General features: G+C 35.8%; 21 protein-coding genes. 15 read left to right on the top strand and 6 right to left on the bottom strand.

What is annotated here, in order from left to right:
* The first annotated feature begins 139 nt into the window (after positions 1-139).
* From topA to J2Y60_RS20600, 5 genes are all read left to right on the top strand, one after another.
* Positions 140-2,635: a type I DNA topoisomerase gene (gene topA / locus J2Y60_RS20620; RefSeq protein WP_309916756.1), complete on the top strand. Its 2,496-nt coding sequence runs from the start codon at positions 140-142 to the stop codon at positions 2,633-2,635.
* A gap of 156 nt (positions 2,636-2,791) precedes the next feature.
* Positions 2,792-3,490, top strand: coding sequence for an NAD-dependent deacylase (locus J2Y60_RS20615; protein WP_309916753.1), 699 nt, complete (start codon positions 2,792-2,794; stop codon positions 3,488-3,490).
* A gap of 85 nt (positions 3,491-3,575) precedes the next feature.
* Positions 3,576-4,457 carry a tetrahydrofolate dehydrogenase/cyclohydrolase catalytic domain-containing protein gene (locus tag J2Y60_RS20610; RefSeq protein WP_309916750.1) on the top strand — a complete coding sequence of 294 codons (882 nt, stop codon included), beginning with the start codon at positions 3,576-3,578 and terminating at the stop codon, positions 4,455-4,457.
* A 168-nt stretch (positions 4,458-4,625) separates the two neighbouring features.
* The gene (locus J2Y60_RS20605) at positions 4,626-5,567 is read left to right on the top strand and encodes a ribose-phosphate pyrophosphokinase (RefSeq protein WP_309916747.1); all 942 of its coding nucleotides are present in this window, start codon (positions 4,626-4,628) and stop codon (positions 5,565-5,567) included.
* A 79-nt stretch (positions 5,568-5,646) separates the two neighbouring features.
* Positions 5,647-6,213 (top strand): 50S ribosomal protein L25/general stress protein Ctc, encoded by a 567-nt coding sequence (locus J2Y60_RS20600; RefSeq protein WP_309916745.1) that lies wholly within the window; start codon positions 5,647-5,649, stop codon positions 6,211-6,213.
* A gap of 80 nt (positions 6,214-6,293) precedes the next feature.
* Here J2Y60_RS20600 and J2Y60_RS20595 read toward each other — a convergent pair whose 3' ends face one another.
* From J2Y60_RS20595 to J2Y60_RS20580, 4 genes are all read right to left on the bottom strand, one after another.
* Positions 6,294-7,154, bottom strand: coding sequence for a nucleoside phosphorylase (locus tag J2Y60_RS20595; protein WP_309916742.1), 861 nt, complete (start codon positions 7,152-7,154; stop codon positions 6,294-6,296).
* Between the two features lie 86 nt (positions 7,155-7,240).
* Positions 7,241-8,221 carry a rhodanese-related sulfurtransferase gene (locus tag J2Y60_RS20590; protein ID WP_309916740.1) on the bottom strand — a complete coding sequence of 327 codons (981 nt, stop codon included), beginning with the start codon at positions 8,219-8,221 and terminating at the stop codon, positions 7,241-7,243.
* A 328-nt stretch (positions 8,222-8,549) separates the two neighbouring features.
* Entirely contained in the window at positions 8,550-9,875 is a 1,326-nt protein-coding gene (gene mtaB / locus J2Y60_RS20585; protein WP_309916737.1) for a tRNA (N(6)-L-threonylcarbamoyladenosine(37)-C(2))-methylthiotransferase MtaB, read from the bottom strand.
* A gap of 150 nt (positions 9,876-10,025) precedes the next feature.
* The gene (locus tag J2Y60_RS20580; RefSeq protein WP_309916734.1) at positions 10,026-11,051 is read right to left on the bottom strand and encodes a glutamine synthetase beta-grasp domain-containing protein; all 1,026 of its coding nucleotides are present in this window, start codon (positions 11,049-11,051) and stop codon (positions 10,026-10,028) included.
* A gap of 546 nt (positions 11,052-11,597) precedes the next feature.
* On the opposite strand from J2Y60_RS20580, the gene J2Y60_RS20575 reads away from it, so the two are divergent.
* The 7 genes from J2Y60_RS20575 (at position 11,598) to J2Y60_RS20545 (ending at position 18,777) form a co-directional block, all read left to right on the top strand.
* The gene (locus J2Y60_RS20575; protein WP_309916731.1) at positions 11,598-13,802 is read left to right on the top strand and encodes a glutamine synthetase III; all 2,205 of its coding nucleotides are present in this window, start codon (positions 11,598-11,600) and stop codon (positions 13,800-13,802) included.
* Between the two features lie 87 nt (positions 13,803-13,889).
* Positions 13,890-14,453 carry a hypothetical protein gene (locus J2Y60_RS20570; protein WP_309916729.1) on the top strand — a complete coding sequence of 188 codons (564 nt, stop codon included), beginning with the start codon at positions 13,890-13,892 and terminating at the stop codon, positions 14,451-14,453.
* 100 nt (positions 14,454-14,553) lie between these two features.
* Entirely contained in the window at positions 14,554-15,465 is a 912-nt protein-coding gene (locus tag J2Y60_RS20565; RefSeq protein ID WP_309916726.1) for a CPBP family intramembrane glutamic endopeptidase, read from the top strand.
* A gap of 4 nt (positions 15,466-15,469) precedes the next feature.
* Positions 15,470-16,171 carry a 16S rRNA (uracil(1498)-N(3))-methyltransferase gene (locus J2Y60_RS20560; RefSeq protein WP_309916723.1) on the top strand — a complete coding sequence of 234 codons (702 nt, stop codon included), beginning with the start codon at positions 15,470-15,472 and terminating at the stop codon, positions 16,169-16,171.
* Positions 16,172-16,202: 31 nt separating this feature from the next.
* Positions 16,203-16,880: a DUF4159 domain-containing protein gene (locus J2Y60_RS20555; RefSeq protein WP_309916720.1), complete on the top strand. Its 678-nt coding sequence runs from the start codon at positions 16,203-16,205 to the stop codon at positions 16,878-16,880.
* 158 nt (positions 16,881-17,038) lie between these two features.
* Complete coding sequence (locus J2Y60_RS20550; protein ID WP_309916716.1) at positions 17,039-17,803, top strand: acyl-CoA desaturase; 765 nt, start codon at positions 17,039-17,041, stop codon at positions 17,801-17,803.
* 371 nt (positions 17,804-18,174) lie between these two features.
* Entirely contained in the window at positions 18,175-18,777 is a 603-nt protein-coding gene (locus tag J2Y60_RS20545; RefSeq protein WP_309916713.1) for a hypothetical protein, read from the top strand.
* A gap of 77 nt (positions 18,778-18,854) precedes the next feature.
* Here the strand turns inward: J2Y60_RS20545 and J2Y60_RS20540 are convergent, their stop codons facing one another.
* Complete coding sequence (locus J2Y60_RS20540; RefSeq protein ID WP_309916710.1) at positions 18,855-20,159, bottom strand: dihydrolipoamide acetyltransferase family protein; 1,305 nt, start codon at positions 20,157-20,159, stop codon at positions 18,855-18,857.
* Positions 20,150-21,388, bottom strand: a complete 1,239-nt coding sequence (locus J2Y60_RS20535; RefSeq protein WP_309916707.1) for a competence/damage-inducible protein A — start codon at positions 21,386-21,388, stop codon at positions 20,150-20,152. Before J2Y60_RS20535 ends, J2Y60_RS20540 begins: the two co-directional genes overlap by 10 nt.
* Positions 21,389-21,539: 151 nt before the next feature.
* Here J2Y60_RS20535 and J2Y60_RS20530 point away from each other — a divergent pair, with 151 nt between their 5' ends.
* The 3 genes from J2Y60_RS20530 (at position 21,540) to J2Y60_RS20520 (ending at position 24,175) form a co-directional block, all read left to right on the top strand.
* Positions 21,540-22,262: a DUF4197 domain-containing protein gene (locus tag J2Y60_RS20530; protein WP_309916703.1), complete on the top strand. Its 723-nt coding sequence runs from the start codon at positions 21,540-21,542 to the stop codon at positions 22,260-22,262.
* Positions 22,263-22,353: 91 nt separating this feature from the next.
* Positions 22,354-22,704: a gliding motility protein GldC gene (gldC, locus tag J2Y60_RS20525; protein WP_309916701.1), complete on the top strand. Its 351-nt coding sequence runs from the start codon at positions 22,354-22,356 to the stop codon at positions 22,702-22,704.
* A gap of 442 nt (positions 22,705-23,146) precedes the next feature.
* Positions 23,147-24,175 carry a DUF255 domain-containing protein gene (locus J2Y60_RS20520; protein ID WP_309916698.1) on the top strand — a complete coding sequence of 343 codons (1,029 nt, stop codon included), beginning with the start codon at positions 23,147-23,149 and terminating at the stop codon, positions 24,173-24,175.
* Positions 24,176-24,245 lie beyond the last annotated feature (70 nt).

Raw genomic sequence — 24,245 nt, 5'->3', positions numbered from 1 at the left:
TTTGACAAAATATAAAACGTAGAGGTCTTTTTCAGGCATTTTATACCCAAGTGGGCATCAAACTAATGGATTTTAGCCTCTAAAGCATAAATATTTTGTAAATAATTTCGATTGTTTACTCCACCAATCAAAATAATTAATGTCGAAAAACTTAGTAATAGTAGAGTCTCCAGCAAAGGCAAAGACCATTGAGGGATATTTAGGAAAAGATTTTACGGTAAAATCCTCGTTCGGTCATGTTAGAGATTTACCTAAAGAAAACGACGCCATCGATATTAAAAATGGTTTCAAGCCTACTTATATAATATCTCCTGAGAAAATAAAAGTTGTCAACGAACTAAAGTCTGCCGCTAAATCTGCTGATGTAGTATGGCTAGCAACCGATGATGACCGTGAGGGAGAGTCTATTTCATGGCATTTAAAAGAAGCCTTGGGGCTAGCTGATAATACGAATAGAATTGTCTTTAGAGAAATCACCAAGAAGGCTATTCAAAACGCTATTCAAAACCCAAGAACTATTGACGTTGATTTAGTGAATGCTCAGCAAGCACGCCGTGTGCTCGATCGTCTGATAGGTTTTGAACTTTCACCCGTGCTATGGTCTAAAGTGAAAAAGGGGCTTTCTGCAGGTAGAGTACAATCTGTAGCAGTTAGGATTATTGTAGAACGCGAAAGAGATATTGAAACTTTTGATTCAAAATCTTCTTACAAAATTATAGCACAGTTCCCATTAGCAGGAGGGAGAGTTTTACAGGCAGAACTACCCAAAAATTTTGAAACTGAGGAACAAGCAAGGGCGTTTTTGACAAAATGCATAGGAGCAGAGTTCAAGATTAAGAACTTAGAAACAAAACCTGCTAAAAAATCTCCAACGGCACCCTTTACCACTTCTACTTTACAACAGGAGGCTTCACGTAAATTAGGATATTCTGTGGCATCAACCATGATGTATGCACAGAAACTATACGAAGCAGGTAAGATTTCTTATATGAGAACAGACTCAACGAGTCTATCAGAAGAAGCAATCGCAAAAGCTAAAGAAGCCATTACAAATGCCTATGGAGTAGATTATGTACAGACCCGACAGTATAAAACCAAGGATGAATCTGCACAGGAAGCTCACGAAGCTATTCGTCCAACAGATTTTGCTGAAAGTACTGTTTCTGGAGACGCCAAAGAGAGACGTTTGTACGAACTTATTTGGAAGCGTGCTATTGCCTCGCAAATGGCAGATGCCCAATTAGAAAGAACCACTGCTACCGTTGGAATTTCTACTACGTCTGAGGAACTAATAGCACAAGGAGAGGTTATTAAATTTGATGGATTCTTGAAAGTATATTTAGAAGGAAAAGATGATGAGGACGATGAAGAAAACTCAAAAATGTTACCTCCTTTAAATATCGGGCAAATCCTGAATTTAGATACGCTAAAAGCTACTGAGCGTTTTTCTCGTCCACCAGCACGTTATACAGAAGCGAGTTTGGTAAAAGCCTTAGAAGATAAAGGTGTGGGTCGTCCTTCTACGTATGCCCCGACTATTTCAACGATTATCAAACGTGAATACGTTGTAAAAGAAGATAGAGAAGGCAAGGAGCGAAACTTTAAAGAGATTATTTTGAAAGAGAACAAAATCTCTGAAAAAATAAGCAAAGAAACATTTGGTACTGAAAAAGCTAAGCTATTCCCTACCTCAGTAGGTATGGTAGTGAATGACTTTCTAGTCGAAAATTTCAAGGAAGTAGTAGATTTTAAATTTACTGCCGATATGGAAGATGAATTTGATGAGATTGCCAAAGGAAAGGTAGAGTGGTCAAAAATGATTGATAACTTTTACCAAGGCTTCCATCAAACCATTGAAGATAGTAAAGGTGTTGATAGAAACACAGTAGGTTCAACACGTGATTTGGGTATTGACCCAAAAACAGGAAAGCCTGTTTCGGTAAGATTAGGCAAGTTTGGCCCTTATGTACAATTGGGCGAAGCTAAAACCAAAGATGATGAAAAACCTGTTTATTTCAACCTTAAGAAAGACCAGTTAGTAACAACCATTACTTTAGAGGAGGCTTTGGCATTGATGGAATTGCCAAAACTGCCACGAGAAGTTGGTTTCTTTGAAGATAAGCCTATGGTAATTGGAGCAGGCAAAATGGGGCCTTATATTCGTCATGATGATAAATATACGAGCCTTCCGCCTACTGAAGACCCATTTACGATAACAGAAGAAAGAGCCATCGAATTGATTCTGGAAAAGCGTCAGGCAGATGTTGGAAGTGCCATTGGAAGTTTTGAAGGAGAGCCTATCACAACAGGCAAAGGTAGATTTGGGCCTTATGTAAAACATAATGGCAAATTCTATTCATTAGGAAGAGGTGAGAGCATCGACACAATTACTGGCGAAAGAGCGATTGAGATTATCATCAAAAAACGTGATAGCGAAGCCAATAAATACTTGAAAGAATTCCCTGAAAATGATTCAATCAAAGTAGTAAATGGAATGTATGGACCCTATATCCAGATTGGGAAACGAAATATCAAAATTCCGAAAGATACTAAGCCTGAAGATTTAACGCTGGAAGATTGTATCAAACTAGGCGAGGAAGCTCCTGCACCTACAACTAGAGGGAAGAAGAAGTAAATCTAATAATTGAGTGATTTAGTGAATGAGTGATTTGTGATTATTCTTTTTGAATCTCATTTAGTCCTAATATTTTAAAGAAAGGTTGTCGATTTCTGATTGGCGACCTTTTTTTGATTTTAAAATTTAGAAGCAAAATAAATCATTTATATAGAAATGAACCCTACAAAAAAGAAATTAGTAGTCCTTACTGGTGCTGGTATTTCAGCAGAAAGTGGCATACCTACTTTTAGGGCATCGGATGGACTTTGGGAGAATCATGCCATCGAAGATGTAGCCACGCCACAAGGCTTTAAAAAAGACCCAGAATTAGTCTTGCGTTTTTATAATGAGCGAAGGGCTAAGTTAGACCATGTTGAACCCAACGAAGGACATAAGATTTTAGCGCGTCTTGAACAATACTACGACGTTCAAATCATTACTCAGAATGTAGATAATCTTCATGAACGCGCTGGCTCTACCAATGTGTTGCACCTTCATGGTGAATTAACAAAAGCTCGGTCGACAGTTGATGAACAGTTGGTCTATGATATTGGCACAAAGCCCATCAATTTGGGTGATAAATGTGAAAAAGGTTCACAACTTCGCCCGCATATCGTGTGGTTTCATGAAGATGTTCCTCTTATACACGAAGCCATTGAAATAGCAGAAAGTGCTGATATTTTCGTCGTAGTAGGAACGTCCTTACAGGTATATCCAGCGGCGGGGTTAGTTAATTATGTGCTAAGTTTTGTGCCTATTTACGTCATTGACCCTAAAAAGCCTGAAGCTGCCACTAGAAAGAATATGTCTTTTATCGAGCATATCGGCAGTGTGGGCTTGGCTAAATTATGGGATATTTTGGTAAATGATTAGGATATAGCCAGAGATAACCCAATTTGTTTTGCTTAACAAAAAACTAGCCGTAATTTTGCGACTTCAAATTACAAAAAAACAAACCATGCAAATTATAGACGGGAAAGCAGTTGCTGACGAAATCAAGAAAGAAATCGCATTGGAAGTAGCTGAAATCAAAGCATCTGGAGGTAAAACGCCTCATTTAGTAGCCATTTTGGTCGGAAATAATGGAGCTTCTGAAACGTATGTTGCCAACAAAGTGAAATCTTGTGAAGAGTTAGGATTTAATTCAACTTTACTTCGTTTTGACCCAAGTATTACCGAAGCAGAACTGTTAGCGGAGGTTCAAAAAGTAAATGATAATGAAGATATGGATGGATTGATTGTTCAATTACCTCTTCCAAACCATATCAATCCCGATAAAGTAATGGAGACAATTGCACCAAGTAAAGATGTGGATGGTTTTCATCCAATCAATATTGGTAGAATGGCGAAAGGTCTTCCTGCGTATATTTCTGCTACTCCGCAAGGGGTATTAGATTTACTAGAATATTATAACATAGAGACTTCTGGTAAACATTGTGTGGTAGTAGGTCGTAGCCAAATTGTAGGCTTGCCAATGTCAATTTTAATGCAACGTAATAATAAAATCGGTAATTGTACCGTAACGCTTACACACTCTAAAACGAAAGATTTACCTGCGGTTTGTGCTAGTGCTGATATTTTGATTGCTGCATTAGGACGTCCCGAATTTATCACGGCTGAATACGTAAAAGATGGTGCTGTTGTTATTGATGTAGGCTTGACAAGGGTAGAAGATGCTACTAAGAAATCTGGCTTTGCTTTAAAGGGTGATGTTAAGTTTGACGAAGTAGCACCGAAATGTTCTTTCATCACACCAGTGCCTAAAGGAGTAGGGCCGATGACGATTGTTTCGTTGATGAAAAACACTTTGCTTTCAGCTAAAAAGGTGATATATCAATAAATAGTTGTATTATGTAATGTTGTTTTTGATGAAAACAACAAATACATGAAAAAACGTTGTTTTGATGCTATTTTACTAAATGATTTTTGTACTTTTGCGGTAAATTTCAGAAAAGGTATTTCCAAGATAATTTTGAATTAAGAGAGATTTACAAAACTCTCCAAAAAAATGGCTGCTATCAATCAAGTTAAGATTTTTACTGGATCATCTTCCGAATATTTAGCAAAAGAAATTGCTCGCTTTTACGGAAAAGATTTAGGATTGTCTTCTGTTCAACGTTTCTCAGATGGTGAGATGTCACCAAGTTTTAATGAGTCTATTAGAGGATGTGATGTTTTCATCATTCAGTCGACTTTCCCACCAGCTGATAATATGCTGGAGCTTTTGTTAATGATTGATGGCGCTCGTCGTGCTTCTGCTCACTATGTTACGGTTGTTATGCCTTATTTTGGCTATTCTCGTCAAGATAGAAAAGACAAACCAAGAGTAGGTATTGGCGCAAAATTGATAGCTAATTTATTAACTGCTGCTGGAGCCGACAGATTAATGACATTGGATTTGCACGCTGGACAAATTCAAGGTTTCTTTGATTTCCCTGTAGATCACTTAGAAGGAACAGCGATTTTCGTTCCTTATTTAAAATCATTAGGATTAGATAATTTATTGTTTGCTTCTCCTGACGTTGGTGGTGTGGTTCGTACGCGTAATGTTGCTAAGTTCTTTAATGCCGAAATGGTAATTTGCGATAAACAACGTAAACGTGCTAACGAAGTGGCTACTATGCAATTGATTGGTGATGTTACAGGTGCAGATGTAGTATTGGTCGATGACTTAATTGATACGGGTGGAACCATGTGTAAAGCCGCTCAATTAATCATGGATAAAGGAGCTAAATCGGTAAGAGCTATCGTAACACACCCAGTGCTTTCTGGAAAAGCGTATGAGAATATCAATAACTCTGTTCTTACAGAACTTGTTGTTACTGATACTATTCCATTAAAAGAAGCTAGCGATAAGATTAAAGTATTATCAGTAGCAGAATTATTTGCCAAAGCCATTGGCAGAATTCGTGACCATGAGTCTATCAGTTCATTATTTATAAAAAATTAATTTAAACGGTTGATTGAGGATAGTGCTTAAGGAATTAGTTCCTTGAAATCGACAGGCTTTCAACACAAATCACTCAAAAATGAGAAAGATTGAAATCGTAGGGTATAACAGAGAAACCCTTGGAACAAAATCAGCTAAAGATCTTCGTAACGAATCTTTAGCTCCATGTGTATTGTATGGTGGTGAAAAACAAATTCACTTTGCTGTACCAATGATTCTTTTCCGCGAATTATTATATACTCCTGAAGTATCAGAAGTAATTTTAAATATCGAAGGTGAAATTCACCACGCTATCGTTCAAGATTCACAATTCCACCCAGTATCAGAAATGATTCTTCACGTCGATTTCTTAGAAATCGTTGCAGGTAAAGAAATCAAAATTGATGTTCCTGTGAAAGTTATCGGTGATGCACCAGGCGTTCGTAAGGGGGGTAAAATGGTTCAAAAATTACGTAAAGTATCTTTGAAAGGTTTATCTGATAACATTCCTGACTTTATCGAAGCTGATATTACAGGTTTGGACTTAGGACAAACATTGAAAGTTGCTAAATTGAAAGCTGAAAACGTTGCGATTTTAAATAATCCTTCGGCTCCAGTGGCTACAATTGACATCCCACGTGCTTTAAGAGGAAAAATTAACTCATAGTAGTTAATTTCCAATTACACTGATAGATTTTTAAAGGCTGTTTCTTCAATAGATAGAAACAGCCTTTTCTATTATAGTTGTTATTTAGTTAGCTTTTCTAAGGCTTGTTGAATTAAATTATCAACTGTTTTTTCTGCGTTCGGGGCAAATTCGTTCGTCATTCTACTGGCTACAATAGCACTCATTGATAGTACTTCGTGGCCTAATATTTTTCCCATCAAATAATAACCCGCAGTTTCCATTTCAAGGTTTGTTAATACAAGATTGCCGTGCTTGTAAGCATTGAATTTTTCTAAAAGGTTTTTAATCTTAGGATGATACCTCAATACTCTGCCTTGTGGGGCATAAAAACCCGGACAGGTAACAGTGTTGCCCTCAACCCAATTATTGGGGCTGTTATCCATCATCAATGTGAATAATGATTGGCTTCCTGTATTGGCATAAGGCAAAAAATCTAACTCAAAACTTTGTTTGATAGATTCAGCAATTTCACTGTCTGGTGAATGATAGAAGAACCCTAGTGAATCAAAGCCAATGCCTAATTTGGATACTACAATGCTTTCAAGAGGAATGTCCTTTTGTAAACTGCCAGAAGTTCCTAAACGAATAATATTCAATGATTTATGATTGGCGTATGGCGTTCTGGTAACTAAGTCTATATTAGCCAGCGCATCGAGTTCGTTCATTAAAATTTCTATGTTATCAGTACCGATGCCACTTGAAATTACACTCAAACGTTTTTTCCCTACATAGCCCGTATGCGTAACGAATTCTCTTTTATTGATTTTAAATTCTATGTTATCAAAATATTGAGATACCTTTTCCACTCTTTCAGGGTCCCCCACAGTAATGATGGTATCAGCGATATTGTCTGGACGAAGATTTAAATGATATATGCTTCCATCAGCATTTGTAATCAAATCGGTTGGTGAAATAGCCATTGTTCAATGAAGTTAAATGAAAAAAACTAGAGGTATTGTAAATAGCTACAATACCTCTAGTTGAATATAGTCGTCAAATATATAAATTACGCGTTTTGTTCCAAAGGACTTTTGGTTAATTTTCTACTTTTGAAGCCAAATTCTGGAGTATAGTTATCCGACTGCTTCGAATAATACCCTTTAACATTATAAGGACGTTTGCGTGGGTGATTTTTACATTCATCAGAACAAGCCCCATCCATTTCTAGTAAACAAGTAGCACAAATTGGTAAATGCTCGTTACATTCTGGATTAGCACAGTTTACCATATCTTCTGTATCAGTTTTACAGATATGGCATTTTGAGATAATAACAGGGTTTACAGTATTTACTTCAGTTTTTACTCTGTTATCAAACACGTAACATTTCCCTTCAAAATCCTCGCCACCTTCTTCCAAGCCATATTTGATGATACCGCCGTGTAGCTGATATACATTTTCAAAGCCACGCTCGATTAAATAAGCAGAAGCTTTTTCACATTTTATACCGCCAGTACAATACGTAATGATTTTTTTATCTTTAAGGTGCTCAATTTCTTGAACGTGCTCAGGTAGCTCTCTAAGCGTTTCCATGTCAAAAGTAACCGCTCCTTTGAATTTACCGATACTATGTTCATAGTTAGAACGCATATCTACCAATACAACGTCGGGGTCGTTCTTCAACATTGCTTTAAAATCGGCTGGCTCCAAATGTTTGCCTGTTCTTACTCTAGGGTCAACTGGCAAATCTGAATTAACAATTTCTTCTTTTACACGTACATGAAGTTTAGCAAAAGCGTGTTCCTCGTGTTCTTCCACTTTAAAATCGAAATCAGAGCCTGCAAAAATCGGGTCGTTTTCTAGCCAATTCATGTATCGTTCACAGTCTTCTGCTAGGCCCGAAACAGTGCCATTTAGTCCTTCTGACGCAACAATGATGCGTCCTAACAAACGATTTTCAAGGCAAAATAAGTGATGTTTTTCTCGGTAAGTATCCACATCGGGGATAGGCGTGTAATTATAATAAAGAATTACTCTGTATGGCTTCATCTTCAACATGAGATTACAGGGTGAATGTATTTCTTATCAAAAATGCCTATTCGTAACCTTCAATATTTGATAAGAGATACTAAAACGAATAAGCACTGCAAAGATACGAAAAAGGCTAGTTTAGATGTATGAATTTGTAATTTCCAAAAATGCTTTTTGTCATTTTTTATATTTGAAAAAAAATGCAATCGCTCGCATCATGCGAGTGATGACTATTAAAAGGCCTCCAGCCAAACATTTAGTGTATAAACTACAATAATTAAAAAAGAGGTCAGAAATTAGTTTTCTGACCTCTTTTGATAATAAGATTTCTTATCAACATTAAGTTTTAATGCATTTCATAAACCTCTGCTTCTTCTACTTCCACCACCATATTATCATTAATAGCAGTTAGTTTTATTTTTTTTGTTTCGTTAATCAACAATGGGTCATATTTAGCCGTTACTCTGATATAGTTTTCAGTAAAACCCTGCATTTGCCCATTTTCAACATCTTCTTCAAAAAGTACAGTGAAGTCATTTTGCAAATGTTGTTCATAAAAATACCTTCTTTTTTTATCAGATAGAATGTGAAGCATTTTTGACCTTTCAGACCTTTTGCTCATAGGTACTACTGGCTTGATGGCCAAAGCAGTAGTATTTTCACGTTCAGAATAAGTAAAAACGTGCAAATAGCTGATAGGTAAATCGTTTAAGAAATGATACGTTTCTAAAAACGCCTCCTCAGTTTCACCTGGATGGCCTACGATTACATCAACACCAATACAGCAATGAGGCATCAATTCCTTTATTTTATTAACTCTATCTACATAAAGTTCTCTTTTATAGCGACGTTTCATCAAGGCTAACACCTTGTTTGAACCCGATTGTAAAGGAATATGGAAATGTGGTACAAAACGTTTTGAACTCGCCACAAAGGTGATGATTTCATCTGTAAGCAAATTTGGCTCTATCGACGAAATTCTAAAGCGGTCGATGCCTTCTACTTCGTCTAATGCTTTGACTAAATCCAGAAAAGTATTTACTCTTTTGCCATTTTGTAAACCGAAGTCACCGATATTTACGCCTGTTAATACAATTTCTTTTACACCACTTTCAGCAATTTCACGAGCAGCCTTTACTACATTTTGAATGGTATCAGAACGGCTAGCTCCTCTAGCAAGAGGAATAGTACAGTAAGCACATGGATAATCACAACCATCTTGTACTTTCAAGAAAGTACGCGTTCTGTCGTTTAAGGAATAAGAAGTATGATATTCCACTGCCTCCTCAATATTTTGATTATAGATTTTGGCTTTATTGCCGCTTGGTTCTTTTACAAAACCATCTAATAAATCAATCAATTGAAATTTTTCGGCTGCTCCTAATACGGCATCTACTCCATCGATGTCGGCAATTTCTTTTGGTTTTAATTGGGCGTAACATCCAATGATGGTTACATAACCATCAGGATTTATCTTATTTGCTTCTTTTACAATTTTCTTACACTTCTTGTCCGCATTTTCAGTAACAGAACAAGTATTGATGATAAATATGTCTGGCTTTTGATTGAATTCTACCTTCTGATAGCCCTTTTGCTCAAACATTCTTGAGATAGTTGAAGTCTCTGAATAATTGAGTTTACAGCCTAATGTATAAAATGCTACTTTTTTCATACTGCAAAGATAGTTATCAAGATTGAAATTTATAGCTAAAAAATCAAAACTAAGTGTATATAGTATTCATTATTAGTTGATTATCTGGTATATAAGCAAAAAGCTCGACTAATTTAGTCGAGCTTTTTGCTTATATATGTTGTATCAAAACTAGAGAACAGCAGTTTTCACAGTTTTAATAATACGAGCTGCAACTTTGTATGGATCAGCAGCAGAGTTTGGACGACGGTCTTCTAACCATCCTTTCCATCCTTTTTGAACTGCAGCGATTGGAATACGGATTGATGCACCACGGTCAGAAACTCCGTAAGAGAACTGATCGATAGACTGAGTTTCGTGTTTACCAGTCAAACGTAAATGGTTATCAGCACCATAAACTTCGATATGTTCTTTCACGAAAGGAGCGAATGCTTGACAGATAATGTCGTAAGTTTCTTTCTTACCAGCTGTTCTAAGAGCAGTGTTAGAGAAGTTAGCGTGCATACCTGAACCATTCCAGTCAGTATTACCAAGTGGCTTACAGTGGTAGTTAACCCAAACACCGTATTTCTCACAAGTTCTTTCTAATAAATAACGAGCAACCCAGATTTCATCACCAGCTTGTTTTGCTCCTTTAGAGAAACATTGGAATTCCCATTGACCAGCAGCAACTTCAGCGTTGATACCTTCTACGTTCAAACCAGCTTGAAGACAATATTCTAAGTGTTCTTCAACGATATTACGTCCATAAGCATTTTTAGCACCTACTGAACAGTAATATGGTCCTTGTGGACGAGGATAACCGTTTGCAGGGAAACCTAAAGGAAGATTTGTAGCTAAGTCATATAAGAAATATTCTTGCTCAAAACCAAACCAGAAGTCATTGTCATCATCTTCAATCGTAGCACGACCGTTAGACTCATGTGGATTACCTTCTGAATCCAATACTTCGCACATAACTAAATAAGCAGGAGTTCCTAATAAAGAACGTTCAGGGTCTTTACAGATAAAAACAGGCTTTAATTGACAGTCAGAAGAACCACCTGGTGCTTGTTCTGTTGATGAACCGTCAAATGACCACATGTCGCAATCCTCTAATTTACCACTAAAATCATTTTCAATTTTAGTTTTACTACGAAGGCTCTGAGTTGGTTTGTAACCGTCCAACCAAATGTACTCAAGTTTAGCTTTTGCCATGATTTTGTTATTGGATTTTTTAATATTTGGTTAATTTCCTTATTTCTTGGTACAAATTTATACTTCTAAAATTGAATTTCACAAGAAAAAAATGATTTTTATGAAATTTTTAAACCTGCACCTCTTTTTTTGCTTTATTTGAACTATTCTAATGTCTAAAACAATACTAATTTTTTGTTTAAAGAAATTATATTTTGTTATTATCAAATTTACGATACTTTATTTTGTAAATCAAAATTTTCACAGAATTAAATGTAAAGTTCTTAAAATAGTCAAATTTTTTCTTTGGTTATTTTAATATTGATAAAATTGTGATATTTGAAGGTTTTCAATTTTGGAGTCAAAAGCCCAATTTTGGCTATTTTTTTAAATTTTATCCCTGAATAATTAATAAAAAATAAATTTCAATTACATTTATACGTGAGTTTAAAATTTAGTGGTATTAATGAGGATATGATTGAGCGGGAACATAGCTTTACAATGTTTCCAATCAAGGTCCAAATGGATTATCCATTAACATTCAAAAAATAATCTGAATTAATTTATATGGCAATTGCAAGATTTAAAGCACTTGAGTTAGCTCAATCTCGCCCGACGGTAGCAGTAAAAATACCGACAGAGAAAGTAACGGACTATTATGGAAGCAATACTTTTAATGATGAAGTGATGCGTTCTTTGTTGAGTCCAGAAGCTTATCTGAAAATTACAAACGCGATTGAAGATGGTAAGAAAATTGATAGAGAGGCTGCCGACGAAGTAGCCGCTGCAATGAAATCTTGGGCTTTATCGAAAGGAGTAACACACTATACTCACTGGTTTCAACCACTAACTGGTACTACTGCTGAAAAGCACGATGCTTTTTTTGATATCACAGGTAAGGGTAAAGCAGTAGAAAAATTCAAGGGGTCGGCATTGGTTCAACAAGAGCCTGATGCTTCGTCTTTCCCTAACGGTGGGATTCGTTCTACTTTTGAGGCACGTGGTTATACCGCCTGGGACCCTTCTTCTCCTGCGTTCATCATGGAAAACGTGGCAGGAACTGCTACTTTGTGTATCCCATCAGTATTTGTTTCTTATACTGGCGAAGCACTAGACTATAAAACACCGCTGTTAAAATCAGGGGAATTGATTGATAAGGCAGCTACCAAAGTGATGAATGAATACTTCAATCGTGAAGTTTCAAAAGTAACGGCTTCGGTAGGTGTTGAACAAGAATACTTTTTGGTGGATGAAGCATTGTACAATGCTCGTCCAGATTTAATGATGTCTGGTAGAACAGTTTTCGGACACTCGCCAGCAAAAGGGCAACAGTTGGAAGACCATTACTTTGGCTCAATTCCTTCAAGAGTAAATGCCTTCATGGTAGATTTTGAGCTTGAAGCTTTGAAACTAGGTATGCCAGTGCGTACACGCCACAACGAAGTAGCACCCGCACAGTTTGAAGTTGCTCCGACTTTTGAAGAAGCAAACTTAGCTTGTGACCACAACGCCCTTTTGATGGACTTAATGAATAAAGTAGCTGCAAAACATAAAATGCGTGTACTTTTCCATGAAAAACCATTTGCGGGTATCAACGGTTCTGGTAAACATAATAACTGGTCGTTGGCTACTGATACTGGCGTAAACCTTTTAGGCCCATCGACTAAGCCAAAAGAAAACCTTCGTTTTCTTACTTTCTTTGTAAATACGATTAAGGCTGTTCACGATTATGCTGATTTATTACGTGCATCTATCGCAACGGCAGGGAACGAACACCGTTTAGGAGCAAACGAAGCTCCTCCAGCCATTGTTTCTATTTTTATCGGTACAGAAATGACGCGCGTATTGAATGATTTAGAGAATCTTTCTGAAATGCACGATATTAAATTAGAAAAAGGTGATAACGTTTATCTAAGACTAGGTATCAATAAAATTCCAGCACTTCTGTTGGATAACACTGATAGAAACAGAACTTCCCCTTTTGCTTTTACAGGAAATAAATTTGAATTCAGAGCCGTAGGTTCATCTGCCAATTCGGCTGCTCCGATGACGATTTTGAACACGATTGTTGCCAACCAATTATTCCAATTCAGAGAAGAAGTAGACGTATACCTTGAAAAAGGTATCAAGAAAGAACTAGCGATTGTTGAGGTATTGAAAAAATATGTAAAACAATCAAGAAAAATTCTTTTTGAAGGAAATGGATACTCAGAAGAGTGGACACAAGAGGCTGAAAAAAGAGGATTGTCTAATCTAAAGACAACGCCCGAAGCATTATTGAAATACTTAGATAAATCTGCGGCAGACTTGTTTTCTAAGCATGGTATCTTCAATGAGGTTGAAATGCACGCTCGTTATGAAATTGAGGTTGAAAATTATATCAAGAAAATTCAGATTGAGTCGAGAGTAGTGGGCGATTTAGCCATTAACCACATCGTTTCAACTTCTTTGAAATATCAAACGCAATTGGTTGATAATGTTCGTGGACAAAAAGAAATCGGTATCGACCCACAATATTATGCACCGACGATTGAAATAATCAAGAAAATATCTATCTATACTTCTAAAATCAACAACTTGGTTGATGAGATGACTGAGGCTAGAAAAGAAGCTAATAATGTAGAAGATACTGCTGAAAGAGCTAGACTTTATAGCACTAAAGTGAAGAATTATTTTGAGGAAATTCGTTACTGCGTAGATAAATTAGAGCTTATCGTTGACGACGACGAATGGCCTTTACCAAAATACAGAGAGTTGTTACTTATCAGATAAGTAATATAAAGCCTGAAAATGCCCACAACACTTTTGTGTTAGTGGGCATTTTTGCTATCTTTGACACATAAATTAATCTATTGTAATATGTCATTAAAATCAAATCCGGGACTTGACCCAAAAGAAATTGAACAGTTAAAAAAGGAATGCAAGGAAGCAGGAAAAAAGTTTGTTTACTTTGAAGACGAACTTAATGACGAACCTGATAACGTTGAAGAATTTGTTCACGTTCAGTTTGTTGGTGAATACAATGGACAAGAAGCAATTTTTGATGCCGTTATTTATTCTTTGCGTTTGCACTACAATAGTATCGTTTACGAAACTGCCGAGCGCCAAGCGATGAAATCATTTCCTTTGTATGTGCCTGTTGAAAATCGTGATGAGACGTATACTGCCAATGAAGCAATGGATGAAGAAGTAGAATTGTTCATCACCGAATTGATTGAAGAAATTGAAGAGAATGAAGAAATTAAGCTTTCTGAACACTTAGAGATTGATGAAGATTTTGAATTTGGAATCGGTCTTGAGGTATGTTTGAACGTAGAAGAAGTAAATGATAGAGTGGTAACTAAATTTGTTGATGATTATTTGTCAGGCAATTTCAAATTAGACCCAACTTTATATTCTTTCAAAACAGAAGCAGAAGACTAAGTAAGAAGTGTGAGTGATGAGTTGTGGTGATAAGAATTTGTTGAATTTTAAAGTATTAATCACTCATTCACTAAATCACTCAATTACTTAACACATATAAATGTTTAACGCTGTACCCATTTGGTTGAAGGCACTGATTAATGTTGCTGGGTTTCTTTTGTTTTTTATTTTCTTCGCTGGGCTAGGTAGAATTTTATTTGCCTACTTATTAGCAAATATTTATGGGATTAGCTTAAACCAACTGTATGAACTGAGTAGTCAGCCTAAGCATCATGATAAATTATTGTTGCAGGAATTAGGGGGAGTTATCGTTGAAATAGTAGCAGTTTGGCTTTTTCCAGTACTCTTAGGAAATAAACTTACCTTTAAACAGTTGGGTATCAACTGGAAAGGAAAAACAAAAGATTTTGCCAGTGGATGTTTGTTAGGCATTATTTTAATTACTGCGGGATTTATAATCATGAAAATTATGGGATTTGTTCAAGTAGTTAAGCTTGAGTTTCATCCCATAATGTTCATGTCATACATCATCTTTTTTGTATGTGTTGCCATTTCAGAGGAACTCATGGCTCGTGGGTATGTACTAAGTACCTTAATGAAAGGCATGAATAAATATGTGGCACTCAGCACGTCTGCATTAATCTTTTCAGGGTTACATCTGATGAACAATCATATCGCCCTCGTTCCTCTATTCAATCTGGTTTTGGCGGGTTATTTGCTCGGAATGTATTTCATCTTTCAAAAAAACTTGATGTTTCCTATCGGGCTACATTTTACTTGGAATTTCTTTCAAGGAGCAGTTTTTGGCTTTGAAGTATCAGGACATAGTATACAAGGCATTATCACCCAAAATGTAATGGGTAATATCCTATGGACTGGCGGAGAATTTGGCTTTGAAGGCTCAATAATCGCAGTGCCAATCGTCATAGCAGGTATTTTATTTATTTACTTTTGTTATAGCAAAAAATCTTCTCTGGAAAAAGAATCGCTTTCTAAGCTTCAGGAAGACTAATTACATGAATATATTTTACGAACCCAATATCAAGCAAACACATTTGTTAAACGAAGAAGAGTCTCGTCATGCAATCAGAGTTTTACGCCTTACAGTAGGAAGTAAAATTTATGTAGTGGATGGCAACGGAGGATTCTATCGTTGTGATATAAAAGTGGCACATGAAAAAAAATGTGAAGTGAGGATTTTGGAAGAACAACAAAATTACGAGCGTCAGGATTTTTACATTCATTTGATTATTGCACCTACCAAAAATATGGATAGGATAGAATGGATGATAGAAAAATGTGTAGAAATGGGTATTCATGAAATTTCTTTTATTCAAAGTCGTTATTCTGAACGAAAGGAAATCAAAACAATCAGGGTTGAAAAAATAGCCATCGGAGCAATGAAACAATCGCTCAAAGCATTTCTGCCCAAGATTAATGAGATGATTAGCTGGAAGGCTTTTTTACAAAAAGATATTGCAGAAGACCAGAAAATGATTGCTCACTTAGAAGAAGGTGATAGAAAATTGATTCAAGAGTTGGCAACCCCAAAAGGGAATTACGCTGTGATGATAGGCCCAGAAGGTGACTTTACTCCCGAAGAAATACAACAAGCTTTGGCAAAAGGATTTAAGCCCGTTACGCTAGGCAAAAGTAGATTAAGAACTGAAACGGCTGGATTGGCAGCCTGTTTCGCTTTAAATTTAATTAATCAATAGTAAACCAAGCAAACAAAAATGTAATTCAACTATGAAGAATACCGCTAAAAGTATTGCCTATATTTTGCTGTTGACTTTTTTGTTGGTTGTTAATCATCAAAGCTTTGCTCAGTATTCATTTAAAATTGCTAAAATGAAATATGGGGGAGGGGGCGATTGGTATTGTAACAAAACCTCGCTATCCAACCTTATTAAATTTTGCAATAGTAACCTCAGAACGAACATTGCTCCAGAAGAGGATATTGTAGAACCATCAAGTCCTGAATTGTTTACTTATCCATTTGTGCATCTAACAGGACATGGCAATGTGGTATTTAGCGAAGCCGATGTAATAAACCTTAGAAAGTATTTAGTAGGCGGAGGTTTTTTACACATTGATGATAACTATGGGTTGGATAAATTCATTAGAAGAGAAATGAAAAAGGTTTTTCCAGAACTAAGTTTTGTTGAATTGCCATTTAACCATCCTATTTATAGCCAGAAATTTAAATTTCCGAATGGATTACCCAAAATACATGAACATGATAACAAACCTCCGCAAGGTTTCGGTTTGATTTATGAAGGACGATTGGTCTGTTATTATACCTACGAATGCGATTTGGGCAATGGCTGGGAAGACCAAAGTGTGTATAACGACCCCGAAGGTATCAGGATGAAAGCCTTGCAAATGGGGGCAAATCTCCTTTCATACTCGCTAACATCGTTTTAAACCTTGCAAATGTCAGAATATGAAAATATTTAAACCATTTCACCAAACATTCGGTAACTTTGTTGAAGGTTTAGTGTTATTCTTTTAATGAGAAATAACTAAGGACTTTCTTTTTAGTGCTCAATCACAAGAACAAATTAAAATAACAAAATATAATCATGCAATTGGTATTGCCCGCTTTCATCTTTCATTGGTATTTATCTTTATTTAGTCAAACGTTTTTCTTACATCGTTATTCAGCACATAAGATGTTTACGATGAATAAATTTTGGGAGAAATTTTTCTATTTTCTTACTTACGTTTCTCAAGGATCTTCTTATTTAAGTCCACGTGCCTACGCAATTTTACACCGTATGCACCATGCTTTTAGCGATACTGAAAAAGACCCACATTCACCGCATTTTTCAGATAATGTATTTGCTATGATGTGGAAGACAAAAGATATTTACAACGCATTGTTGAATAATAAATCTAAAATAGAAGAGCGTTTTGACCACAACTATCCGTTTTCAAAAACGATTGAAAAAGTGGGAGACCACTGGATGTCAAGAATAGGTTGGGGCGTTGCTTACGTATTGATGTATGTGGTTGCTTTTGTTTATTTTGATATGCACTGGGCATTTTTCTTTTTGTTGCCAATCCATTTTTTGATGGGACCTGTACATGGTGCTATCGTAAACTGGTCTGGTCATAAATATGGTTATCAAAACCATGATAATAACGACAAATCAAGAAATTCATTGGTATTTGATTTCCTAATGATGGGCGAGCTATTCCAAAATAATCACCATAAATTGCCGAATAGCATGAATTTCGCTTCAAAATGGTATGAATTTGACCCAACTTATCCGATGATTAAATTATTAATCTGGCTAAGAATTATCAAGCCAAATTTAAGTAAACCTGCGAATGCTGAGTTTTAGATGATAGAAATAACATTAAACATTCCGAATGTTGATATCAAAAAGCGGTCAGAAATTATTTTTCTGACCGCTTTTTGATTTGTATATATGGAATAATAGTTCCGTTAGGAACAATATATCGGTAGAAATATCCTGCTAATTTAGTTATCTTCTCCAAGCCCTATTGGGGCGAAATATTTTGCCATAATGAGGCTATTTTGTTAAACTTCCCTATTCTAAGAAAAATTCAGAATGACTTATGTTTTATGAGACATCCTTCTATCTTAAGATCCGATGCCTTCTAATAAATTGGATATTTAGAAATATATGCATAGTTTTAGAAATGCAAAAAACACCATACAACAAACAATTAAATAACTAAACTTACAAAAATGAAATTTTCTGAAGGCATACAAAAAGCAATTCCGTTTGGCTATCTTTTTTTGATAATATTGGGAATATTTAAAGAAGGGGTAATGTTTTTCCAAATTGGAGTAAATATTTTAAAATATTCAACCATTACAGACATATTAATAAGTCCGATTGTCGATTTAGCTTCCTTTCCAGTTATACTAATTTTATTAATAGTGCTTATCGCATTTTCGTATTATTTCCCAGCTTACCTATCAAAAAAAAGGGATAAAGAATGGGTAAAAAGATTGTCAGGATTAAATGGTAAGGGCGAATTAGATAATGAAGGACTTGAAAACCACTATACCAATCTTTTTGTTAAATTTATGGCATTGACCCTATTTTCATTCTTCGTTGGAATAGGGTTGGGAAAAGGATTAGGCTTATCAAGAAGAATAAAGGAAGATGTACTTGAATATAAAACTACCCTTAATTTTAGCAGTGGTGAAGCTGAGCAGGTTTATCTTATAAACTCAAACAGCTTGTATTACTTTTATTTGAAAAAAGGTAATAAAAATATAAAAATAGCCCCTATTGGTGCGATAAAGAGCGTTGAGCTACCGACTAGTAAGGAGTTTAAATAAGAAGGAATCTTATAAAAATATTTATCACTAGCGAGGGAATTAAGTCCTTCGCTAGTAATAAATACACAGCACTCTACCTACAATTTTCTATCAATTTCAAAGGCTTCCAAGTAATCAGATACTCTTTTTACAAATTGTCCACCTAATGAGCCATCCACAATTCTGTGGTCATAAGAATGAGAAATAAACATCTTTTGACGAATACCTAACAAATCACCCTGTGGGGTTTCAATTACAGCTGGTTTTTTCTGAATAGCTCCAAACGCCATAATAGCTACTTGTGGCTGAACAATAATGGGCGTACCCATGATATTTCCGAAAGTACCAATGTTAGAGAAAGTATAAGTGCCACCTTCCAAATCTTCAGGTTTAAGCTTATTTTCTCTTGCTCTTTTTGTTAAATCGTTAATTTTCTTGGTCAGACCAATTAAATTATAAGAATCAGCATTATGAATAACTGGTACAATTAAATTACCGTTAGGCAACGCAACTGCCATCCCTACATTAATATTCTTCTTATATATAATTCTATCGCCATCAACCGACGCATTAATTTGAGGGAAATCCTTGATAGCCTTAACGATGGCTTCTAACAAAATAGGCGTATAGGTAATATTTTCGCCATATTGCTTTTTGAAAGAATCTTTGATACTGTTTCTCCAGATGGCTACATTCGTCATATCTGTTTCTACGAAAGATGTAACGTGAGGAGCAACCCTTTTAGAATCCACCATTCTTTCAGCAATCATTTTACGCATCCTGTCCATCTGAATAATCTCATCATTGCCAGATATGAAAACGGGAGAAGCATTTGAAAGTATTTTTTCAGGAGCTTTGGCTTGTGGTGTTATTACCTTAGTCGTTTTGCGTTGTTCTAAATAATTAAGAATATCGTGTTTTGTTACTCTTTGGTCTGCACCAGTCCCCACAATAGCATCAAGCTCAGTCTTAGAAATATTTTCTTCTTTAGAAATACTCAATACCAATGGAGAATAGAACCTTGAGCCATTATTGGATGAAATGACAGCCTCTTGCGTAATTGGGTCAAGATTAATGCCTGTCAATATTTTTATTTCTTCAATTTCTTGTGCCAGTTGCTCCGAAATTACTTCCACTTTTGTATTGTCCTTAACCTCCTCTTCGTCAGTACTGATAATACAAATAGGCTTGCCAATTTCAGCGATTTCACCCTCTTGAACCAAAATCTCCGTTAAAACACCTGATTGAGAGCAAGGTACTTCAGTATCAATTTTATCAGTAGCTACTTCTAATAAATACTCGTCGGTATCAATTTTTTCGCCTACACTTTTAAGCCACTTCAAAATAGTAGCCTCCATGATACTTTCGCCCATTTTGGGCATGATTACTTCGATTAAAGCCATGTTGTTCTTAATAAATTCAGTATGTTGATTGCTGTAAGATGAATGTTTTGTTCACGAAACCCACCCAATTGCAATTTTTTTGTGATTGTTTTACTTTCAGTGGCAATGGCAATCCAGATAGTACCCACGGGCTTGTCGGGTGTTCCACCGTCTGGTCCAGCAATGCCGCTAGTCGCTAATCCAAAAGTTGTATTACATAATTTGCGAATATTTTCTGACATTTCGACAACCGTTTCCTCAGAAACTGCTCCAAATTGTACTAAAGTCTCAGGTTTTACGCTTAACTGATTAATTTTAACGCTGTTGTCATAAGAGAGTATTCCACCCATAAAATACGCTGAAGAGCCAGCTACTTTAGTGAATTGATGCCCCAAATATCCACCAGTACAACTTTCTGCTACTGAAACGGTCAAACCTTTTTCTTTCAATAAACGTCCAATTGCCTCTTCTAGTTCTTCGTTGCCATAGCCATATACATAACTTTGAATAGTAGGCAGTACTTTTTGAAATTCTTCTTCTACCTGTTTTTCAAGCAAAGCAATATCTTCTCCGAAGCCTGTCAGACGGAGCTTTACACTGCCCATCGAGGGCAAGTAAGCTAGTCTGATATGTGGAGGCAAGGCATCTTCCCAAGCGTCAATCATTTCGGCTAACAAAGATTCCCCAATACCAACTGTACGAATTACTTTATGGAAAATGACAGGCGTTTTAAAATAAGCTTGTATTTTGGGTAATAACGATAACGTCATTAACCCTTTCATTTCATAAGGCACCCCTGGCATAGAGATATATACTACACCATTTTGCTCAAACCACATACCGGGTGCTGTCCCCATGGTATTTTTGATATAAGTAGCATTAGCGGGTAATTCTGCTTGTCCAAGATTTAAACCTGTTACCTCACGCCCTCTTTTTCTGAAAAAGTCTTGTAAATCTGTTAATGCTTCTGGATGTACTTCAAGGGTAGTGTTAAAATACTTACAAAATGTCTTTTTAGTAATATCATCTTTTGTTGGTCCTAAGCCTCCTGTTACAATTACTAATTCTGCTCGTTGGGTGGCTTCATTAAAAATTTGCAAAATAGCCTCCTGTGTGTCACCAACGGAAGATTTCCTAACGGTGCGAATGCCTATTTTATCAAGTTCAGCGCTAATCCATTGTGTATTAGTATCAGTAATTTGCCCATATAATATCTCGTCACCAATAGTAATTATCTCTGCTCGAATCATTTTTATTTTTACCTTTTAGCTAAAGGCTTAGTCCTAATTGATTATTTTTGTTCAAAATTACACAAATTCAAGTGTTTTGGCGTTTAAATGACAATGACTTTACATAAAAATTTGTCAGTTTTTAATATTGTTAAATCTTGAAATTAAAAAAATGAAAAGAATATTCTTAGGCCTATCCTTAATTTTTTCAGTGAGTAGCTGTAATTCACAGAATTTTGGAAATATCCTTAAACAAGCGAATGATGTATTAGGTAACACATCTGGACCTTTAACCACCGCAGAGATTGGTAAAGGTTTAAAAGAAGCCTTGACTGTGGGTATCAAAAATAGTGCTGCTCAGGCATCAGCTACAGATGGTTTTCTTGGAAACCAAGCTATTAAACTTTTGTTCCCCCCAGAAGCCCAAAATGTAGAACAAAAACTTCGTCAGATTGGCTTGGGTGCTCAATGCGATAAGTTTATTACTGCCTTGAACAGAGGAGCAGAGAAAGCGGCAGAAAAAGCAGTACCTATCTTTGTGGATGCTATCACACAAATGACGATACAAGATGCTGTCAGTATTTTGAAAGGAGATAAAGATGCTGCTACTAATTATTTAAAAAGAACATCTTCGGTAGCATTAACCAATGCGTTTGCTCCTGTGATGGAAGAATCTATTAATTCGACGGGTGCGACAAAATTATACGGAGAAATTGCTACTACGTACAATAAAATTCCATTTGCTAAAAAAGTTAACCCAGATTTAAAACAATATGCAACTCAAAAAGCAATTGACGGGTTATTCCTTTTAGTTGCTCAAGAAGAACTCAAAATCAGAGAAAATCCTGCTGCTCGTGTAACGGATTTATTGAAAAAAGTTTTTGCAAATCAGTAGTATTAGCTATCAGCGCTGAGTTATGAGCTATTAGTTTTTTGGGCTACTTATTTCAAAAAACCATAATATAAAAAAGTACTAATTATTTATAATGAAACATTCTGAAATTAATTTTAAAGTACAATTAGACGACCAAAGTATCCCTGAACAAATACAATGGTCGGCCACAGACAACCCTAATGAAGGTATTGAAGAAACAAAATCTATTTTTGTAGGTGTTTGGGACCATTACCACAAAGGAACTTTAGCGTTACCACTTTGGACAAAAGACATGGACGTTTTAGAAATGAAGCGTTTTTATATTGAAATTATCGGCAGTGTAGGCAATACTTTAGTAGATGCTACTGGTGATGAAAAAATGGCTAGTTTAATTGATAACCTTTGTAGAACACTTACTAAAAATCTGCAAGAGGAAATCAAGGCTGCTGAAAAAGGACAATAATTGATTATTAATGAGTATTAAGTTCTAATCCTTTCTATTAGCGGGTGACTTAATTTCTACTGATTACTCATAAGTATATAAATAACTGATAATCAATGTTTTTTATTCCTAGCGAGGGACTTAAGTCCCTCGCTAGGAATAAGAGCTTCAAGTAGTCAGGCTATGACATGAGGCGACCGACGCTTGGTTTGAAAGGCGATTTAAGCCTATTTGAACCAATTTTATCAATAATCACATCTTCATTTCAACTCGTTAAAAGATGTTGGTAATCAGTAGAAATTAAGTCACCCGCTAATAGAAAGGATTTTGAGAAAAATATTATTTCGTTTTTACATCTTGTTTTATTAAAAAGCCAATAACATAAGAACTGAACAACCTTATTCTCTGAAGAGAGTGAGACGTATAATCGGGTCAGGAATTTCGCAATCATCCAATTTTAACCATGAAAAAATTATTAATGCTCGCTGTTTTCATACTGCTAAGCAATTTATCTTTTGCTCAGAAAGGAACAGCTTTTTTACAGGGAGGAAACCTTAGAACAGTTTTTGACTTAGCCAAAGCCCAAAACAAACCTGTACACTTAGAAGTATATGCACCTACCTGTCATGTTTGTAATGCTTTCAAACCTACTTTTGAAAATGCACAAGTAGGGAATATCTTCAACCAAAACTTTGTAAATTATAAGCTTGATATTACTTCGCCAGAAGGAGCAGCTTTTTTGAATAAACAAGGCATTTGGATTCCCTCTACACCAACACTTTTATTTTTTGATAAAGATGTAAAGCTACAGCACATTACAGTTTTGGGCGAAAATTATAATACCCCCCAAGCATTGATTGAAGCTGCTACGAAGGCAATTGACCCTAAGCAACGTACTAGTAATTATAAAACAAGTTACCGTTCTGGCAATCGTGATGCTAATTTCTTGATTGAATATGGCTTTATGGCTAGAATTATGCGTGATACGGTGGATAATATCAATGTAATGAATAATTATGCAAAAATCATCCCGTCTGCTCAATACAGCAATAATACCAGCTTTTTATTATTGCAAAAAGTAATCATGGATGACGACAATGATATTTTTGAATACATGATTAACCATTTAGGTGAATTCAATGCTAAATATGATAAAACCCTAGTAAAACAAACTGCTGAAAACATTATTATGTATTCTTTGTACAGTAGTCGCGGAATGCGTTATTCTGTTGCAAAAATTAATCAGGTTAGGGCTAATCTTGCTAAATTAGGCGTAGATAAAAAATCAATTAATGGAAGAGTTTGGAGAGAAGAATCAACTGCCTACTTCCGTGAAGGACAAGTGCCTAAAGCCCTTGCCGTATTAGATAGCTTGGTAGATGCAAAGACTGATAAAAAATCATATAAATTTTTAAGCGACTGGATTAAAGCCAGAAGTGCTGACAAAGCAGCCTTAGCAAAAGCAGCCCTTTGGGATGCTAAGAGTAAATAAGTTAGAGCATAAACACATAAAAAAGCGTCTTGAAAATTAACTTTTCAAGACGCTTTTTTATTGGATTAAT

The sequence above is a fragment of the Arcicella sp. BE140 genome, from assembly GCF_031456255.1.
In the GTDB taxonomy this organism is placed as follows: domain Bacteria; phylum Bacteroidota; class Bacteroidia; order Cytophagales; family Spirosomataceae; genus Arcicella; species Arcicella aquatica.
The sequence above is the reverse complement of the archived record's forward strand: the minus strand, read 5'-3'. Positions and strand labels throughout refer to the sequence as shown.

Bases quoted from the DNA above. Each gene is read 5' to 3' on its own strand.
- J2Y60_RS20565 (WP_309916726.1), top strand. From the start codon at position 14,554: ATGTTTAACGCTGTACCCATTTGGTTGAAGGCACTGATTAATGTTGCT.
- J2Y60_RS20520 (WP_309916698.1), top strand. From the start codon at position 23,147: ATGAAAAAATTATTAATGCTCGCTGTTTTCATACTGCTAAGCAATTTA.
- gldC (WP_309916701.1), top strand. From the start codon at position 22,354: ATGAAACATTCTGAAATTAATTTTAAAGTACAATTAGACGACCAAAGT.
- J2Y60_RS20615 (WP_309916753.1), top strand. From the start codon at position 2,792: ATGAACCCTACAAAAAAGAAATTAGTAGTCCTTACTGGTGCTGGTATT.
- J2Y60_RS20535 (WP_309916707.1), bottom strand. From the start codon at position 21,388: ATGATTCGAGCAGAGATAATTACTATTGGTGACGAGATATTATATGGG.
- J2Y60_RS20610 (WP_309916750.1), top strand. From the start codon at position 3,576: ATGCAAATTATAGACGGGAAAGCAGTTGCTGACGAAATCAAGAAAGAA.
- J2Y60_RS20590 (WP_309916740.1), bottom strand. From the start codon at position 8,221: ATGAAGCCATACAGAGTAATTCTTTATTATAATTACACGCCTATCCCC.
- mtaB (WP_309916737.1), bottom strand. From the start codon at position 9,875: ATGAAAAAAGTAGCATTTTATACATTAGGCTGTAAACTCAATTATTCA.
- J2Y60_RS20530 (WP_309916703.1), top strand. From the start codon at position 21,540: ATGAAAAGAATATTCTTAGGCCTATCCTTAATTTTTTCAGTGAGTAGC.
- J2Y60_RS20605 (WP_309916747.1), top strand. From the start codon at position 4,626: ATGGCTGCTATCAATCAAGTTAAGATTTTTACTGGATCATCTTCCGAA.
- J2Y60_RS20560 (WP_309916723.1), top strand. From the start codon at position 15,470: ATGAATATATTTTACGAACCCAATATCAAGCAAACACATTTGTTAAAC.
- J2Y60_RS20540 (WP_309916710.1), bottom strand. From the start codon at position 20,159: ATGGCTTTAATCGAAGTAATCATGCCCAAAATGGGCGAAAGTATCATG.
- J2Y60_RS20550 (WP_309916716.1), top strand. From the start codon at position 17,039: ATGCAATTGGTATTGCCCGCTTTCATCTTTCATTGGTATTTATCTTTA.
- J2Y60_RS20575 (WP_309916731.1), top strand. From the start codon at position 11,598: ATGGCAATTGCAAGATTTAAAGCACTTGAGTTAGCTCAATCTCGCCCG.
- J2Y60_RS20580 (WP_309916734.1), bottom strand. From the start codon at position 11,051: ATGGCAAAAGCTAAACTTGAGTACATTTGGTTGGACGGTTACAAACCA.
- J2Y60_RS20545 (WP_309916713.1), top strand. From the start codon at position 18,175: ATGAAATTTTCTGAAGGCATACAAAAAGCAATTCCGTTTGGCTATCTT.
- topA (WP_309916756.1), top strand. From the start codon at position 140: ATGTCGAAAAACTTAGTAATAGTAGAGTCTCCAGCAAAGGCAAAGACC.
- J2Y60_RS20595 (WP_309916742.1), bottom strand. From the start codon at position 7,154: ATGGCTATTTCACCAACCGATTTGATTACAAATGCTGATGGAAGCATA.
- J2Y60_RS20600 (WP_309916745.1), top strand. From the start codon at position 5,647: ATGAGAAAGATTGAAATCGTAGGGTATAACAGAGAAACCCTTGGAACA.
- J2Y60_RS20555 (WP_309916720.1), top strand. From the start codon at position 16,203: ATGAAGAATACCGCTAAAAGTATTGCCTATATTTTGCTGTTGACTTTT.
- J2Y60_RS20570 (WP_309916729.1), top strand. From the start codon at position 13,890: ATGTCATTAAAATCAAATCCGGGACTTGACCCAAAAGAAATTGAACAG.